This is a genomic window from Nonomuraea sp. NPDC051941, from assembly GCF_044593615.1.
The window spans coordinates 204,322-221,150 of the sequence record NZ_JBIUCF010000009.1; the positions used below are offsets into that span (position 1 = coordinate 204,322).

Below are 16,829 nucleotides of genomic sequence, written 5' to 3' on the forward strand. Positions count from 1 at the left end.
GTCATGGCCATCACCGCGAGCCCCAAAGCGTGGCGGCGCACCGCCGCGCTGCAGGGCGCCTCGTTCACCATCCCGTTCTTCCTCGGGTTCGTGCTGTTCAGCGTGGTGCCGATCGTGCTGGCGCTGCGGGAGAGCGTGTTCACCGAGAAGAGCTCGGGCCTCGGCTTCGGCCCGAAGACGGTCGAGTTCGCCGGGCTGGACAACTTCCTGCGCGGCATCGCCGACGCCAAGTTCTGGGCGGGCATGGGCCGCGTGGGTCTCTTCGCGGCCATCAGCATCCCGCTCATCCAGATCGTGAGCGTCGTCATGGCGCTGCTCCTGGACGCCGCCTCGCGGCGCGTGGCCGCACGCTTCCGGCTGCCGCTGCTGATCCCGTACATGATCCCCGGCATCGTGGCCACCCTGATCTGGATCTACCTCTACAGCCCCGACGTCGGCCCGCTGACCCCGTTCTTCGCCCTGCTCGGCATCGACGCCGACTTCTACAGCGGCGAGCTGATCTGGGTGTCCATCGGCAACCTCGTGGCCTGGGGAGCCATCGGCTTCAACATGCTCATCGTCTATGCCGACCTGCAGTCGGTGCCGCGCGAGATCTTCGAGAGCGCCCGCGTGGACGGCGCCTCCGAGCCGCGGATCGCCTGGTCCATCAAGGTGCCCATGATCCGCCGCTCGCTGGTGCTGACCACCGTGCTCAGCATCATCGGCACCCTGCAGATCTTCAGCGACCCCATGCTCTTCCGCTCGATGACGCCCGAGACCATCACCCGCGACTTCACGCCGATCATGGCCATCTACGACTGGGCCTTCGCGCAGGGCGACTTCAACTACGCCGCAGCCCTGTCCGTCATCCTGGCACTCGTGGTCGGCGCGGCCTCGGCCGTCTTCTACCGCCTCACCGACAAGGCACCCACCTCATGACGACCGCCACCACCGCGAAGCGCCCCGCCACGCCGGCCCCCGCCACGTCGGCCGGACGGCACACCCGGCCGCACAAGGCCAGGACCAGGGTCGCGGTCATCACCGGCCTGGTCGCCTTCACCGTCTACTCCGTGGCGCCCGTCTGGTGGCTGGTCGTCGCCGCCACCAAGAGCCAGTCCGACCTGTACACCACCAACGCGCTGTGGTTCGCCGAGTTCCGGCTCTGGGACAACCTGCGGGGCCTGTTCACCTACCAGGACGGGATCTTCCTGACCTGGATGGGCAACACGCTCCTGTACGGCCTGGCCGGCACCACCGGCATGACCCTGGTCAGCGTGGCGTGCGGTTACGGCCTGGCGATGTACCGCTTCCGCGGGCGCGGCGTCATGATGGGCGCCATCATCGGCTCGTTCCTGGTGCCGGGCGCGCTGCTCACGATCCCGTCCTTCCTCCTCTACACGGACCTGCGCCTGATCGACACGCCGTGGGCGATCATCGTGCCGAGCTTCTTCAGCGCCTTCTCCGTCTACCTCGCCAAGGTCTACGCCGAAGGCGCCATCCCGCCCGAACTGCTCGAGGCCGCCCGCATCGACGGCGCGGGGGAGTACCGCATCTTCTTCCTGATCGGCGCCAGGCTCATGTCGACCGGCGCCGCGACGATCTTCCTGCTCGGCTTCGTCGGGTCCTGGAACTCCTTCTTCGGCCCACTGGTCTACCTGCGCGACCAGTACAAGTGGCCGGTCATGCTCGGCCTGTACTCGTGGCTGAAGGTCAAGGTGGACAACTCCACCGACCTCACCGGCCTGGTCGTCGTCGGCTCGATCATCTCGCTGATCCCCATGGTCGCCCTGATGATCTCCCTGCAGCGCTATTGGCGCTCCGGAATCACGCTCGGCAGCCTCAAGTAACCACCGCCACACCTGCTGGACACGGGGGACCCGTCTGTGACCCATCGCCGCCCGAAGGCCCTGCTCGCCATGCGCCAGGTGTACGTTCCGCGGCTCTTTCCGGCCGCCGTCCGCGACCGGATCGAGCGGCACGCCGACGTCGACGCGGGCTTCGCCGCGGAGAGCCTGGACGACCCGCGCGCCGCCGCGCTGCTGCCGGAGCTGGAGGTGCTCATCACCGGCTGGGGCTGCCCGCCGCTGGACGACGCCTTCCTGCGCGCCGCCCCCAGGCTGAGGGCGGTCCTGCACGCGGCCGGCAGCGTGAAGGCACACGTGACCAAGGCGGTCTGGGACAGGGACATCGCGGTCACGTCGGCGGCCCAGGCCAACGCGGTCCCGGTGGCGGAGTACACGCTCGGCGCGATCCTGCTGGCCGGCAAGGGCGCGTTCCGGCTGCGCGAGCGCTACCGCGCCGACCGCACGTTCACCGTGGCCGACGTGGTGCCGGACTCCGGCAACTACGGTCGCCGCGTCGGCATCGTCGGAGCCTCCCGCGTCGGCCGGCAGGTCATCTCCCACCTGTCACGGCACGACTTCGAGATCCGCCTGTACGACCCGTACGCCACCGCCGCCTCCGTACCCCGCCTGGGCCTCGAGGAACTCCTGGCCACCAGCGACATCGTCAGCCTGCACGCCCCCGCGACCCCCGAGACCCACCACCTGCTGGACCGTGACCGGCTCGCCCTGCTGGCCGACGGCGCCGTCCTCATCAACACGGCGCAGGGCTCCCTGATCGACACCGAAGCCCTCATCGACGAGCTCAGGACCGGCCGCATCTCTGCCGTCATCGACGTCACCACGCCCGAACCGCTGCCCGCCCACTCGGCGCTGTTCGAGCTGCCCAACGTCTTCCTCACGCCGCACATCGCCGGCTCGCAGGGCAACGAGCTGGCCCGGATGGGCGCGGCGGTCGCCGACGAGCTCGAACGCCTGGTGACCGGCGTCCCCCTGCTGCACCGCATTCGCTACCAGGACCTCGACACCGCGGCCTGAACGCCATGTCCCCACCCTGCCCGCCCGCCGGCACGGTGGACACGATCACCGTCGGTGACGAGGACTCCGAGCCGACGACACTCGCGGCGGCGCCTGGGAGAAGGTGCTGTCCGACACCCTGGCGGCGGTCGGCGGTAGGCGCTGGAGGGCACGTAGTCGGCCCGGCTACGGCACGGACGGCGTGTCGGGCGCGCCGGTGGCCCGGATGAAGCGGGCGCCCCACTCCTGGACGTGCGCGGCGAACTCCGGCGGCCCCAGCACCTCGAACTCGGCGCCCACATTGCCCAGTGCCTGCGTCGGCCAATCGAGGGAGGTCGAGGTCATGGTGATCCGGCAGGTGCTCTGGCTGAGCGGTTCGATCGTGCCCCACTGGCCGATCGCCTGCCGTACCCGGGCCTCGGGGGCGTGGACGAGCGCCTCGACCGTGTACGGCGCCGGTGCCCCGCTGGCCGCCTGGACGAAGGCCGCGGCGTCCTCTGCCGGGAGTGGACGCGGCCGGAATCGCGTGCCGGTCCCGGCCGGCTCGGTCAGCCGGTCGAGGCGGAAGCTGCGCCAGTCGTGCCGGGTCAGGTCGTAGGCGACGAGGTACCAGCGTCCGCCGAGGGCGACCAGGCGGTGCGGCTCGACCTCGCGCCGGGTGGGGGCGGAGGCTCTGGCGGTGTAGCCGAAGCGCAGCCGTTCCTGGTCGCGGCAGGCCTGGGCGACTGCGGTGAGCACCTGCGCCGCGACGACCGGCCCGGCCCGGCCGACGGAGAGGGTCATCTCCCGCAGGGCGTCCACCCTGGCCCGCAGCCGGGGCGGTAGGACCCGGATGACCTTGGTGAGCGCACGCAGCGACGCCTCCTGCATCCCGGCGATCCCGCTCTGCGCCGCGTCGCCGATGCCCACCGCCAGAGCCACCGCCTCCTCGTCGTCCAGCAGCAGCGGCGGCAGGACGGCGCCGGGCGCGAGCTGGTAGCCGCCGTCGGTTCCCCGGGCCGCGCTGACCGGATAGCCGAGCTCGCGCAGCCGGTCGACGTCGCGGCGCAGGGTCCGCTCGGATACCCCGAGCCGCTCGGCCAGTTCCGTACCGGGCCAGTGGCGGTGGGTCTGCAGCAGCGAGAGCAGTCGGAGGGTCCGTGAGCTGGTGTTCGCCATGTCGCCATCCTCGCGCGACTTCCGGTCAAAAAGTGACCGGAAGCCTGTTTAGAGTCGATTTCGAAGGCCGTACCGACCTAAGGACCAAGAAATGATCACCCGTGAGATCCAGCTGACCGCACAGATCGCCGGCACCCCCACGCTCGACCACTTCACCGTCGCCACCACCGAGGTGGACGGCGAGGTCGTGGTGCGGACCGACCAGGTCGGGCTCGCCGCGACCTACCTGGAGCTGATGCGCGCGGACTGCACCATCCCGGTACCAGCCTGGCAGCCGGGCCGGCGGGTGGGCGTGGCCGCCATCGGCACCGTCGTCCGGTCCGACAGCCCCGAGCTCGCGGTTGGCGACCTGGTCCAGTCGATGACCGGCTGGAGCGAGTACTCGGCGGGCCCGGCCGCCCAGTACACCAAGCTTGACCCCATCGCCGACCCCGGCTACTACCTCGGTCAGGGGCCGACGGCCTACTACGGGATGGCCGACGTGGCGGGCGTCGGCGAGGGCGACGTGGTGTTCGTCTCCGGAGCGGCGGGCGGGGTCGGCTCACTGGCCGGTCAGATCGCCAAGTGCCTGGGCGCGGCGCGGGTGATCGGCAGCGCCGGCAGCCCGGCCAAGGTCGACTATCTGGTGAACGAGCTCGGCTACGACGCCGCGTTCGACTATCACGACGGCCCGCCGGTCGACCGGCTCCGAGAACTCGCACCCGAGGGCATTTCGGTGTTCTTCGACATCGTGGGGGGCGAGCAGTACCAGGCCGCGCTGCAGGTGGCCAGGCCCGGCGCCCGGTTCGCGCTGTGCGGCTCGCTGTCCAGCCAGCTCGGCGACGCGGCCGAGCGCTTCCCCACGCCCGACCACGTCGCGGCCCAGGCCAGGGGCATCGAGCTGCTGCCGTTCTCCTGCTACCACACCCCCGACCAGATCGCCGCCTGGCGGGAACACTTCAGCACCTGGCTGGGCGAGGGCCGCTTCGTCTACCCGCAGACGGTCATCAAGGGCGGACTCGAGGACGTGCCGCAGGCGTTCTTGTCCCTGCTCCAGGGCTCCTACCGTGGCAATGTCTCGGTGCGGCTGTCATGACGACTCTCTCGAGCAGGGCCCTGAACCGGGCCCTGCTGGCCCGCCAGTTCCTACTGGCCCGCACCGATCACACCCCGCTTGAGGTGATCGGGCGCCTGGTCGCGATGCAGGCTCAAGAGCCCAACTGGCCCTACGCCGGGCTGTGGAGCAGGATCCGCGGCTTCACCCACTCCGAGCTCACCACGCTGCTGCAGGACCGGAGGGTGGTCCGCTCCGGCCTGCTCCGCAGCACCCAGCACCTCGCCGCGGCCGACGACTTCCGCCGGCTGCGGCCGCTGCTGCAGCCCGTCCTCGACCGCACCGCCCGCTCGCCCTACTTCGCCCGCAACAGCGCGGGCCTGGACACCGCCTCACTGGTCGCCACCGGGCTTGAGCTGCTGGCGGGCGGGACGACACCGCGAAAGGAGCTGGCCCGGCGGCTGTCCGAACGCCACCCGGACCGCGACGGGCGCGTCCTCGCCGGGGAGATCGAGCTCAGGACCCCCCTCGTCCACAACCCGGCTACCGGTACGTGGGGCTCCTGGGGCACCCGGTCGGCCGTCTGTGTCACGCCCGCCGAGACCTGGCTCGGCCGGCCCATGGATCCGGCGACCGCCGAGGACCTCATCCGCCGCTATCTGGCAGCGTTCGGCCCAGCCGGGATCATGGACGTACAGGCCTGGTCCGGGTTGACCCGCCTCGGCGAGATCGTCTCCGGCATGCGCGCCGAACTGCGCCACTACCGCGACCCCGACGGCAGGGAACTGATCGACCTGGCCGACGCGGAACTGCCCGACCCCGACACGCCCGCCCCCGTGCGACTGCTGCCCGCCTTCGACAACGCCCTGCTCGGCCACGCCGACCGGACCCGCATCATCAGCGACGAGGACCGCAAACGCGTGATGCCCGGCCAGGCACAGGTACGGCCCACCTTCCTCGTGGACGGCCACGTGCACGGAACCTGGTCTCTCGAAGGCGAAACCCTGCACCTCACGCCATTCCGCCCTCTGACCGCGACCGACCGGGCCGCGTTGGAGCAGGAGACGGAGCGCCTGCTGCCGTTCGTGGGAGGCAAGAACGTGTCCTACAGCAGCCCGATCGCGACCCGGACATCCTGACGCCGGCGTTCGATCGCCGCCGGATTGTCATCCAGGAACGTACCCTGGCCATTCGCGGCAGGCCGGGCTCGCGCAGGTACGGCTGCTGGCCGGACGATCACCGGCACCCGACCGCCGCTCGGCAGCATCGGCGCCTCGGCGGGTCAGATCGGGCGAAGGGGTGCCGTACGGTCCGGCATCGCGCCGGCCATGAGATCGCAGCCGGGCGAAGAGGCCAGGGGTGTTAGATTGTCGGGCGGTTGATGTTGATCTGACAGTAGAGGCGTGACTCACGTGGCAGGGTTTGAGATCTACTTCGACACGCTCGAAGAGTGCGCCACCAAGGCCAAGGGAGTCGCCAACCAGTTCAAGAGTGCGGCCGAGGATGGCCCCACGAGCGTCAGCACCTCCTGCTTCGGCGACCTGGAGAACGTTTCTGACAAGCTCGCCAAGGCCGTCAACGACTTCGAAAAGAAGATCGACGCCGAGATACGCCACGCGCAACAGAACCTGACCAAGGTCGAGGCGGCCATCCACCTGGTCGTCACCAACGTCCGCACGGCCGACCTCCCCACCGTTCCCAGGACGGAGCAGGTGTGACGGACATCTGGGACCAGTACCTCAGCCCCATCCAGCGCGTCATCGACGACCTGAGCGGCGACCAGGCCCAGATCTCCAAGATCTCGGGGCAGTGGCGCACGCTGGCAGGCGACATCACCACAGAGAACGGCGTGATCAAACGCGCGGTCAACCGGGTGGACAGCGCGTGGAACGGCGCCGCCGCCGAGAGTTTCGCCAAGTACATGGCCAGATATCCCAAGTCCGGTACGGCACTGAGCGAGGCCCTGACCAGCTGCGCCGGCAAGCTGGATGCCGCCGGGAGCGCACTGGAGACGGCCAAGGGCGAGGTCCAAGCCCTCTACCGGGAGAAACGCGCCTGGCTGGACGAGCAGCGCAACGACCCCGACAGCACCACGATCTCGATGACGAGCATCCGGTCCCAGGTGTCCAACGCTCTCGATCGCGCCAAGGTGCACACGGACAAGGCCGCCGAGGCACTCGGTCAGGCCACCAGCGAGATCGGCAAATACCTCGGCGAGGTGCGGTTCTTCACCGGCATCCCCGCTCCCGGCGATCAAGACTTCGTTCCGGGCAACAAGGCCAAGATGCCCTGGATCCCCGACCCGGACTTCCGCCCGCACACCCCGAAGACGCAGCTGGCGTCCTACAACGGCAACGGCAACGGCAACGGCCTGCCGCCCGGCGATCGCATCGGGAACGGCGTCAACGGGGCGGGCGGCAGTGGAGGCAGTGGAGGCGGCGGCGGTGGGGGCGCGCCTTCGCTGGCCGTCCCGCCGAACGCCCACAACCTGGCGCCCAACCCTCGAGCCCAGGCCGTCATCGACTACGCCCTCAAGCAGATCGGCGACCCTTACGTGTGGGGAGCGACAGGACCCGGCTCCTTCGACTGCTCCGGACTGACCCTGCGCGCGTACGAGTCCGCGGGGACCGCCATCCCCCGAGTCGCGAACGACCAGTGGCTGCGCGGACCGCGCATCCCTGACGGCAATGTGCAGGCCGGAGACCTTGTCTTCTTCGACAACAACGGTGACGGCACCGCTGACCATGTGGGCATCGTGCTCGACCCCGAGAAGGGCACAATGATCCACGCGCCCAGACCGGGCTCCGAAGTCAAGATCGCCCCCTACAGCCGCACCCCCATGGGCTTCACCCGGCCGGGAACGAGCTGACCCCGGCCACACCTGGAGCCCGGCTCGACGTGGCCGAAGAAGCCTTATCCCGGACGTCCCCGAGTTCGCATCCGACGCGAACGTCGGCAGCGCGCCGACGCCCGCAATGACAAAGGCAAGATCGATATCTCCCCCGCCCTACCGGCCGCCCCCGCCACTGCGGGTAAATCATCTGTTTTCCGCAGAATGTCGTAGGGATGATCAAGAATGGCGTCCCATGGGATGGATCGGGATCGCGACGGGCCACGAGCTCACCGTCGAGGGGACGCGGCGGCCGGTGCTCGCCTGCCGGACGGCCGCGGGCCGCGTGCTGGCCAAGGTGCCCGCCAACGTCAGGAAGGATCCGACCGCGGTACGGCTCGCCGCCCTCTGTGACAGGCTCGGGGAGCACGCGCGGGCGGTGCACGACCGGGTCGAGTCCTGGATGGTGCGGTCGCTGCCCGTCCCGGCCGCGGTGTTCGCGGCCGTGTGGGACGACCCGGTGTGGCGCGAGACGCTCACCGGCCTGGTCATCGCCCCGATCATCGAGGGCGCGCCCGACCTCGGCCGCTGCGCGCTCCTGAGCGAGGGCGGGTGGACGGGCGCGGACGCCTTCGCGATCCCGCACCCGCTGCTGCTCGGCGACGAGCTGCCCAACTGGCGGGGACGGAACCTCACGCAGGTTGTCGAGCAGGTACGCCGCGAGGTGTGGACGCGTCCCGCGAGCATGGACCGTACGTTCGGCGTGGTCAACACCTTCGGGTACATGGACGCCCGGTACGAGAGCGGCGCCGCGTTCGAGCGCCGCGTGCACGAGCTGGGCGGGCGCATCAAGGGGGACAGGGCGTGGTTCACCGTGCACGCGCCCGAGCCGCTCGGCATCGAGATCGACCTGGACTGGAGCGGGCCGATGAGCCCGGCCTACATGGCGGGGCTGAGCTTCACCGCGGGCGGCCGGGAGATCGGCGACATCGCCTGGTCCGAGGGCGTCCGCATTCTCATGGCTCTGTACGCGGACCGCACCGTGGACGGGACGGAGCCGGTGGTGGAGGCGGCCGAGGCGTACTCCCACTACTGCGACGCCCACCAAGGCGAGCCCGGCACTGTGGTGCCCTCCGGCATCACCGGTCCGACGCGCGACGTGCTGCTGCGCGCCGGGGCGGTGCTGCCGGGCACGCCCGCCGGCTCCGACGAGGACACGTGCGTCGCCGTCCGCTACGAGCACTCCGTCCTGGACGAGCCGGTCGTCGAACTCGTCCGGCGCGCGGCCGTCGACGGCGACAAGGCCGAGAAGTCGCTGTACGACCTGGACCCGGTGGCGGAGACCGGCGTCGGCACCGTGCACGCGGGCCCGCTCGGCTTCCTCGCGTCCGCCCTGCTCTGGTACCCGGCGCACCGCGCCCGCATCCTGGCCGCGCACACCGACCTGCGGGCCACCCGCGGCCTGGCCGCGCGCAAGCCCGGCCTCGCGCGCACCGCGCTCACCCGTACCGGCGACGACCTGGAGACGCACGCACCCGAGCTGCTGCCGCCGTTCCACGAGGAGTGCGCGCGGATCATGGCCGCCGCGGACAGCGCCCGCTTCGCCGCCGCCTTCTTCGAGAAGGCCCGCGCCGCCGAGGACGCGCACGCGCTGCCGGTCGACGAGGCCGCGCTCGTCGCGGCGCACCTCGCCGCGGGACCGGACGCCGCCGGAACGGCCACGCTCAAGAAGCACGGCAAGCGGCTCGCCGCCCGCCATCCCGCCTCCGGCGCGTACCGCTGGCACCGCAGGCTGCTCACCGCGTGGTGCGAGGAAGTCCCGGACGGCGCGGACGGCGCGCTGGCCCTGGCCGACGGTTGGGCGGCGCTGGCGAAGGCCGCCGGGCACGCGCTCGGCGGGCCCGAGGACGAACGCGCCGTACGGGCCCTGCTGGAGAGCGGGTGCATGGCGTCGGCACCGCAGGCCCTCTGGAAGTTCGTTCTTCCGTTGCTCGGCCCGATGGCACGGGCGGACGCGGGCATCGGCCGCGCGCTCCTCGGCATCCTGCCGCTGCCCGCCAAGGACACCCCCAAGGCGAAGAGCGCGGCAGTGTCGCTCCTCCTCGGCAACCTCGCGGGCGCCGGCCTGACCGCCCCGTTCACCACGTCCCCCGGGCCGGCGGGGGCGGCGGTGAAGGACTGGCTCGGCCGCTTCCTGAAGCTGTACGCGGGGCTCGCACTCCCCGTCGCCGGTCTCGGCGACCTCCTGCACGACGCCGGTACGCGGCTGCGCGCGGAGGGCCTCACCTGCGACGATCATGAGGCGGTGCTGGGAGTGGACGAGGACGAGGTCAACCGCTGGGAGGAGACCGCGGCTGACCTCCCGCTCCTCGATCTCCTCCTGGACCGCGGCGTCCCGCTCGCGCGGCCCCGGCTGCTGCACACGTTCAAGCTGTACGACCGGCTCGCCTCCGGAGCGGGCACCGACCTGGCCGCCGTCGCGGCCGACCCGGACTGGGCTCCGCTGCTGCGCGACGCGATCGCGGGCAACGTGACCAACCAGCTCAACGTCACCGAGCCCGCCGTCCCGAAGCAGACCGCCCCCGAGACCGTACGGGCTCTGACCGCGACACCGGGAACGGCGCAGATCGTCGCCGCCATCCTGGCCGAGCATGCCGAGCGGGTCCCAGATCAAGGGCTTCCGGACGCGCACGCCGCCCTGTGCGACGCCGAACGGTTCACCATCGCCGGAATCCCCGGCCCTCTCCTGGACAGCGTCCGGACGATCGCGACCGGGACGGACCCGGCCCGCGCCCTCGCCGCCACGCTGAGCGGCGGCGTCCTCGACGAACTGGAGTTGCCCGCCTTCGTCCCCGGCCACGTCAACACCATCACCGACTACCTGGAAGAGAGCGGCACCGACCTGCTCCTGATCGAGTCCGGCCGGCTCTGGGAGCACAAGTTCCGCGCCTGCGTCGTCACACCGGATGGAGTCGGCCCGTCTCACGGCTTCGGCACGTACGAGTCCGTCTCCAGCCGGTCCCACGAACGGACCGAGGCGCGCGACCTCTACGACCGCTGCCTGATCGCCGTGAACGGCCGGGTGACCGTACTGGACCACGGCGGCCCGCACTGCCCGCACGGCAGCGCGCACCCCGCCGCCCGCCGCGTCGTACCGGCCGACGGCGAACGGGTCGCCTTCCCCGGTGGCGCCGAGGCCACCGTGTGGCGCGGCCAGGGCCGGATCATCGAGCTGCGGGACCCGGCCGGGCGGACCATCGGCCGCTACGTCCGCGGCTGGGGCACGGTGCCCGAGCACGACGGCGCCGAGAACATCAGCACGGTCGAGCACCACCGCTACGCGTCCGGGACCCGCCTGGTCGCGCCTCCCGGCCGGTGGTCGGCGATGCGGCCGCGCGACCCCGAAGGATCCAGGGCGCTGCGCGCCGTCGACGAGAAGAAGGCGCAGGCCCTGATCGACATCGCGGACGCCGCGCTCGCCGCCGACCTCATGCGGGTGCTGGACCCCGAGAGCGGGTACGCGGAGAAGGACGCCGCCCGCGACGAACTGGCGGGACGGCTCCACCCGCTCCTGCCGGAGATCACCGACGAGTTGCTGTGGAAGGGCGTCACGTTCCTGGTGTGGACGGCCGTCGAATGCCGCGAGCGCGCGTTCGCCCTGTTGGAACGCCTGGCGCTGACCCCGCCGCCCCACCTGCGCCCGGTGCCCGCCTCCGCGGCACCCGCCGTCCGGTCCGAGAAGTCCCCCGAGCCGGACGATCCGGGGCCTGAGTCCGCGTACGAGAGGATCGTCCACTTCGCCCGCGCCGCCGTCGATGTGCCGTACGACAAGAAGATCGCGATGTTCGACGCCCCCGCCGTCAAGGGGGTCGAGAACACGCTGGGCCGGCTCGGCGCCGCCGTCCTGGAGGCCGCGTGGGGCAACGGCGGCGGGCGCGCACGACTTCTGGAACTGGCCGCCGTCCCCGAACTCCTCCGCACCGACGGCACCTGGCACGTCGCCCGGCTGCGCCCGGAGTACGACCTCGGGCAGATCCGCTCGGGCCGCGGCCCCATCTCGGCCGCCGCCGTCGCCGACCACGAGCAGGTGGGGCACGGGTACGCGGTCACGGCGCTCCTCCACACCCCCGATGGCCCCGACCCGCTCCTGTTCACCCGCAACCGCGCCGTCGAGCTGCGGACCTGCCGCGGCTGGGGCGACCCGGACCGGCTCCGGCGGGCGCTCGACCTGATCGCCGAGAACGGCCCGCCGCCCGTGGACCGGGAGGCGACCGTACGGGCGTTCGCCGAGGCCACCGGCCTGTCACCGGCCCAGTGCCTGATCCTGCTGCCCACCTCGGCCCGCACGCTCTCCTGGCCGGACGGCTGGGCGCGGGGCCGCGTCGCCGCCTTCCGCAAGGGCGACGCCGCCCGCGCCCGCGAACTCGACCTGACCGAGACCGAACTGCGCATCGCCGCGCTCTCCCTGGAGGCGCTCACCACCACCGACGAGGCCGTCGAAGTCGTCGAGCTGCTCATGCCCGACGACCCCGCCGACCTCTGGCGTACGGGCCCCGACCTGGACCGGGCGGTCGCGTACTGGACGGAACGCCATCCGAGGCTCACCCCGCTCACCACCGAGCAGTGGGTCACCCTCGCCTCCGGCGCCGAGGACGCCCTGGAGGCGCTGATCGCCCTGCTCGGCAAGCGTCCGTCCGTGCCGCCGCTGGGTCACATCGCCCGCGCTGTGAGGCTCGTGGCCGACCGCCTGCCCAAGGACTACCCCGCCCGTACGACCGCCGCCGCCCGCCTGCGTGACCTGCACGAACACGTCACCGGCCCGGACACGACCCTGCCCATCGCCGCCGGGGTCACCTCGGTCGCCGCCCTGGAACGGGCCGCCGGAGCGACCGCGGCCCACCTCCCGGAGAGCAGGCTCGCCATCGGCGAAGCCCTCACCCTGGAGCCCGCCGGGGACGGCTACCGCGTCCACCTCCGCCCGTCCCGCTGGTCCGACCTGGACGCACTGGCCCCGGCCCTCCGCCGCGGCGGCGCCACCGGTGTCGCCCTGGTCATGGAGGACCTGCGCTTCCTCCGTTCGTCCGAGCCGCTGGAGGCCGCGGCCCGGCTGGAGTGACGTCCCGGAGGTGCGCGAGCCGCCTTCACGGTCGGCTCAGCATTGCCTGAATCGACGGGAAGGCCGGGATCAGGCGGGCTCAGTGTCCGATCTGTCGCGAAGTCAGGGAGGAGTCGAGGATGTGGTGCGACCGGGCGGAAGGGGCCGGCAGTTCGTCGTCCGACGGCCGCAGGCTCGACAGCAGCAGCGCCAGGTAGCGGCGGAGATCTCCGCATTCGGGGTCGCCCGAATGCATGGTGGCCAGCGCCATCACCAGGATGGCGGCCAGGTCGCGGACGATCAGGTCGTGGCGTACCGCGCCCTGCCGCTGGGCCCTGGCCAGCACGACGCCCAGCGGCCCCACGAACCGCACGGCGATGTCGACGGTGAACGCCCCAGACATGCGCGCCGCCCGCAGCAGCGAGCGGTGCGCCGCGAGGGTCTCGACCGAGGCGGTCAGCGCCTCGGTCAGCGCCCGCCCGGCGTCGTCGGCGTCGCGCGCGGCCAGGACCAGCGGCTCGACCTCTTCGGCGAAGTACGTCTGGAAGGCCGCCCTGATCACGCCGTCGCGGTCGCCGAACCTGCGGTAGACGGTGGCGCTGCCGATGCCGGCGGAGCGGGCGATCTCCTCGAGTGACACGTCCGGGCCGTGCTCGCGCAGACTCGCGATGGCGGCCCGGACGATCTTGTCCGCGTTACGCAGCGCGTCGGCTCGCTGTCGCTGCTCGTGCACATGTGAACGCTAGCAGCCGACGCGCCCTGGGTTCACCAGGCGACTTCGAAGCTGGTCAGCCCGAAGACGATGTGGAAGGAGCGGAACTCGGCGGGGGCGCCGCTCTCGCGCAGGCCGGGGAAGCGCTCGAACAGGGCGGGGAAGGCGATGCGCAGCTCCATCCTGGCCAGCGGCGCGCCGAGGCAGTGGTGCACGCCGTGGCCGAAGGCGACATGGCCCATCTCGCCGCGGGTGATGTCGAAGCGGTCGGGGTCGGAGATGAACTTCGGGTCGCGGTTGGCCGAGGGCAGCGCCAGCATCACCAGATCGCCCGCCGGGATGTGCTGCCCCGCGACCTCCACGTCGGTGGTGGTCACCTTGGCCACGCCCGAGTGCACGATGCTGAGCCAGCGCAGCAGCTCCTCCACCGTGGCGCCGATCCGCTCGGGCTCCTTCATGAGCAGTTCGAGCTGGTCGGGGTGGCGCAGCAGGGCCAGAGTGCCGAGCCCGAGCATGTTGGAGGTCGTCTCGTGGCCGGCCAGGAGCAACAGGCTGGAGATGCCGGCGAGCTCGTCGATCGACAGATCGTCGCCGTGCTCGCGCACCAGCATGCCGAGCATGTCCTCGCCCGGCTCGGCCTTGGCACGGGCGACCAGCTCGGACATGTAGGCACGTGACTCCAGCGAGGCCGCTGTGCGCTCCTCGGGGGACCTGGAGATGTCGAGCAGCGTGTTGGTGCGCTGCTGGAAGTCTTCGCGGTGCTCGTACGGGACGCCGAGCAGCTCGCAGATCACCAGCGAGGGGATGGGCAGCGCGAAGGTCTTGATCAGGTCCACCGGAGAGCCCGCGCGCTCCATCGCGTCGAGGTGGTCGTTGACGATGTCGTGGATGCGGGGCTCCAGCCGGCGCATGCGGCGCATGGTGAACTCCGGCGTCAGCATCCTGCGCAGCCGGGAGTGCTCCGGCGGGTCGAACAGCAGCAGGTTGCCCGCCTGCATCTTCGCGACCTGCTCGGGGCTCAGGCCCTGCATGCCGGGGGCCGGGAGGTTCTGCGGGCGCCTGTTGCTGAACCGCTCGGCGTCTCCGAGGATCTCCTTGACGTCGGCGAAGCGGGTCACGAGCCAGGCTTCGAGCCCGAACGGCGTGGGCACCCGCTCGATGCCCGCGCTGTCGCGCAGTTTCGCGAGCTCGGGAACCGGATCGAACGCGGTGCGCCGCATATGCAGGGGCAGAGTCACAGGATCGCTCATGTCATCTCCTGGAGAGGCCGATGTGCCGGAAACGCCCTTCAAAAAATGATAGTAGTCCATCACTTGCCCGGGGTGGGCGGCGACCGGCACGTGGCGCGTTCCCGCAGCACAGCCTTCTGGAACCTTTCCCGTGGGCTCTCATATCGTCGGATCATGGAATCCCACGAGCTCCATCTGGACCGCGCACGAGCCACGTCCTTCGGCTCGGTGGCCGAGCAGTACGACCGATACCGCCCGGAGTCCCCCACGAGCTGATCGACGAACTCACGGCGGGCCATCCAACCCGCGTGCTCGACGTCGGATACGGCACCGGCAAAGTGGCCCGGACGCTGGCCGGACGCTGGCCGGACGAGGGCTGGCGGTGCTGGGGGTCGAGGTGGACGAGCGCATGGCGAACGTCGCACGGGGCCACGGCGTCGAGGTGGAGGTCGCCCCGTTCGAGACCTGGGATGACGCGGGGCGTCGCTTCGACCCCATGACCTGCGGCGACGCGTGGCACTGGATCGACCCCGACGCCGGCATCGCGAAGGCCGCACGGGTGCTGGCCACCGACGGAGTCATGGCGTGGTTCTGGAACTCCTCGCAGGTCGAGGAGCCGGTGGCCGCGGCGTTCGCCCACGTGTACGCGCAGCACGCGCCGGAGGTCGTCTGGGTCTGGGGACCACGGGACACGACCCGTTCCGAACGCGTGCCGCTCTCCGGCCGCGACGCGTTCTCCCCGATCGAGGAGAAGGTCCACAATCGAGCCCCTGGGCGGTCATGTACGCATTCAGCACGAAACCACCGCCCTGATCTGCCGACGGCGGCGGCGCCTTTGACCCGTTCCCCGGTTCCTTGACCTGGAGCGCGCTCCAGCTCCTAGCGTCGGTGACACCGAGAAGGGAGCAGATCACGTGAGAACAGTGCAGCTTGGCCGTACGGGCGAGCAGGTCAGTCAGCTCGCCCTGGGATGCATGATCATGGGAACGGCGACACCGGAGGACGAAGCCGTCACGATCCTCGATCGGTACCTCGAGGCCGGAGGCAATTTCCTGGACACCGCCGACTGCTACTGCTGGTGGGAGAACCGGGGGAGCTACGGCGGTGAGAGCGAGGAGCTGCTGGGTCGCTGGCTGGCCAGGACCGGGCGGCGTGAGCAGGTGTTCCTCGCGACCAAGGGCAGCGCCGTGGTACGCGACCTGGACGCGGTCTGGTCCGAGGGCCGGCCTGACTGGGACGCCGCCTACCGGACGTTCGTCGGGGCCGGGGCGAAGACCTTGCGCGAGGCCATCGACGGCAGTTTGCGCCGGCTCGGCACCGACCATGTCGACCTGTACTACGTGCACGTCGACGATCGCGCCACCCCCTTGGAGGAGGCGCTGGAGGCGCTGGCCGGTATCGTCCAGGCCGGCAAGGCCCGCTACATCGGCTGGTCCAACGCGCGCACCTGGCGGTTGGAGCGGATCCGCCAGTTGTGCGCCCAGCACGGCTGGCCGGCGCCGGTGGCGCTCCAGCAGCAGCACTCCTACCTACGGCGCCGGGCCGGGCTCCGGCACGCCTCCATCGTGGACGACGAGCAGCTCGACTACCTGCAGGCACACGACGACCTGACCCTGGTCGCCTATTCGCCGATCCTCAAAGGCATCTACGACAGCCCCGCCAAGCGCGCAGGCCACGGGGTGATGGACCCGTACCAGGGCCCGGACGCCGAGGCCCGACTCGCCGTCGCCGCCGAGGTGGCCGCTGAGACCGGCGTCACCCCGAACGCGTTGGTCCTCGCCTGGCTGATGCACCAGACCTCGCCGGAGATCGTGCCGCTGATCGGGCCGCGCACGCTCCAGCAGTACGAGGCGGCGCTACCGGCACTCGACGTCAAGCTCACAGCAGAGCAGCTTGCCCGCCTCGACGCCGCCGGAGCCTGACCGGAACCCGACG

13 protein-coding genes are annotated in these 16,829 nt (G+C 71.3%); 10 read left to right on the forward strand and 3 right to left on the reverse strand.

Annotation, left to right across the window (positions count from 1 at the left end):
• The first annotated feature begins 3 nt into the window (after positions 1-3).
• From ACIHFD_RS18085 to ACIHFD_RS18095, 3 genes are read left to right on the forward strand one after another with little or no spacing between them, the layout of a single operon-like run.
• Positions 4-918, forward strand: a complete 915-nt coding sequence (locus ACIHFD_RS18085) for a sugar ABC transporter permease (RefSeq protein ID WP_350730815.1) — start codon at positions 4-6, stop codon at positions 916-918.
• Positions 915-1,826 (forward strand): carbohydrate ABC transporter permease, encoded by a 912-nt coding sequence (locus ACIHFD_RS18090; protein ID WP_397367863.1) that lies wholly within the window; start codon positions 915-917, stop codon positions 1,824-1,826. The genes ACIHFD_RS18085 and ACIHFD_RS18090 overlap by 4 nt, the downstream gene beginning before the upstream one ends.
• A gap of 36 nt (positions 1,827-1,862) precedes the next feature.
• Positions 1,863-2,858 (forward strand): hydroxyacid dehydrogenase, encoded by a 996-nt coding sequence (locus ACIHFD_RS18095; RefSeq protein ID WP_397367864.1) that lies wholly within the window; start codon positions 1,863-1,865, stop codon positions 2,856-2,858.
• A 165-nt stretch (positions 2,859-3,023) separates the two neighbouring features.
• On the opposite strand, the gene ACIHFD_RS18100 is transcribed toward ACIHFD_RS18095, so the two are convergent.
• Positions 3,024-3,995, reverse strand: coding sequence for a helix-turn-helix transcriptional regulator (locus ACIHFD_RS18100; RefSeq protein WP_397367865.1), 972 nt, complete (start codon positions 3,993-3,995; stop codon positions 3,024-3,026).
• Between the two features lie 91 nt (positions 3,996-4,086).
• On the opposite strand from ACIHFD_RS18100, the gene ACIHFD_RS18105 reads away from it, so the two are divergent.
• The 5 genes from ACIHFD_RS18105 (at position 4,087) to ACIHFD_RS18125 (ending at position 12,974) form a co-directional block, all read left to right on the forward strand.
• Positions 4,087-5,070, forward strand: a complete 984-nt coding sequence (locus ACIHFD_RS18105; RefSeq protein WP_397367866.1) for a zinc-binding dehydrogenase — start codon at positions 4,087-4,089, stop codon at positions 5,068-5,070.
• Positions 5,067-6,167 (forward strand): winged helix DNA-binding domain-containing protein, encoded by a 1,101-nt coding sequence (locus ACIHFD_RS18110; RefSeq protein WP_397367867.1) that lies wholly within the window; start codon positions 5,067-5,069, stop codon positions 6,165-6,167. Before ACIHFD_RS18105 ends, ACIHFD_RS18110 begins: the two co-directional genes overlap by 4 nt.
• Positions 6,168-6,440: 273 nt before the next feature.
• Entirely contained in the window at positions 6,441-6,746 is a 306-nt protein-coding gene (locus ACIHFD_RS18115; RefSeq protein WP_397367868.1) for a hypothetical protein, read from the forward strand.
• A complete protein-coding gene (locus ACIHFD_RS18120; protein WP_397367869.1) occupies positions 6,743-7,897 on the forward strand; it encodes an NlpC/P60 family protein in 1,155 nt (384 codons plus the stop codon). The genes ACIHFD_RS18115 and ACIHFD_RS18120 overlap by 4 nt, the downstream gene beginning before the upstream one ends.
• Before the next feature lie 217 nt (positions 7,898-8,114).
• Entirely contained in the window at positions 8,115-12,974 is a 4,860-nt protein-coding gene (locus tag ACIHFD_RS18125; RefSeq protein WP_397367870.1) for a DUF4132 domain-containing protein, read from the forward strand.
• 79 nt (positions 12,975-13,053) lie between these two features.
• On the opposite strand, the gene ACIHFD_RS18130 is transcribed toward ACIHFD_RS18125, so the two are convergent.
• Entirely contained in the window at positions 13,054-13,686 is a 633-nt protein-coding gene (locus ACIHFD_RS18130) for a TetR/AcrR family transcriptional regulator (RefSeq protein ID WP_397367871.1), read from the reverse strand.
• Positions 13,687-13,718: 32 nt separating this feature from the next.
• A complete protein-coding gene (locus tag ACIHFD_RS18135) occupies positions 13,719-14,915 on the reverse strand; it encodes a cytochrome P450 (protein WP_397367872.1) in 1,197 nt (398 codons plus the stop codon).
• Positions 14,916-15,255: 340 nt separating this feature from the next.
• Here ACIHFD_RS18135 and ACIHFD_RS18140 point away from each other — a divergent pair, with 340 nt between their 5' ends.
• Both ACIHFD_RS18140 and ACIHFD_RS18145 read left to right on the forward strand, forming a co-directional pair.
• On the forward strand, positions 15,256-15,753 hold the full coding sequence (locus tag ACIHFD_RS18140) for a class I SAM-dependent methyltransferase (RefSeq protein ID WP_397367923.1): 498 nt from the start codon (positions 15,256-15,258) through the stop codon (positions 15,751-15,753).
• A 55-nt stretch (positions 15,754-15,808) separates the two neighbouring features.
• Complete coding sequence (locus tag ACIHFD_RS18145) at positions 15,809-16,816, forward strand: aldo/keto reductase (protein WP_397367873.1); 1,008 nt, start codon at positions 15,809-15,811, stop codon at positions 16,814-16,816.
• The last annotated feature ends 13 nt before the right edge of the window (positions 16,817-16,829 follow it).

What these genes read in the sequence shown, in the direction of transcription:
- ACIHFD_RS18085 (WP_350730815.1), top strand. Translation starts at nt 4, where the DNA reads ATGGCCATCACCGCGAGCCCCAAAGCGTGGCGGCGCACCGCCGCGCTG.
- ACIHFD_RS18090 (WP_397367863.1), top strand. Translation starts at nt 915, where the DNA reads ATGACGACCGCCACCACCGCGAAGCGCCCCGCCACGCCGGCCCCCGCC.
- ACIHFD_RS18100 (WP_397367865.1), bottom strand. Translation starts at nt 3,995, where the DNA reads ATGGCGAACACCAGCTCACGGACCCTCCGACTGCTCTCGCTGCTGCAG.
- ACIHFD_RS18105 (WP_397367866.1), top strand. Translation starts at nt 4,087, where the DNA reads ATGATCACCCGTGAGATCCAGCTGACCGCACAGATCGCCGGCACCCCC.
- ACIHFD_RS18110 (WP_397367867.1), top strand. Translation starts at nt 5,067, where the DNA reads ATGACGACTCTCTCGAGCAGGGCCCTGAACCGGGCCCTGCTGGCCCGC.
- ACIHFD_RS18125 (WP_397367870.1), top strand. Translation starts at nt 8,115, where the DNA reads ATGGGATGGATCGGGATCGCGACGGGCCACGAGCTCACCGTCGAGGGG.
- ACIHFD_RS18135 (WP_397367872.1), bottom strand. Translation starts at nt 14,915, where the DNA reads ATGAGCGATCCTGTGACTCTGCCCCTGCATATGCGGCGCACCGCGTTC.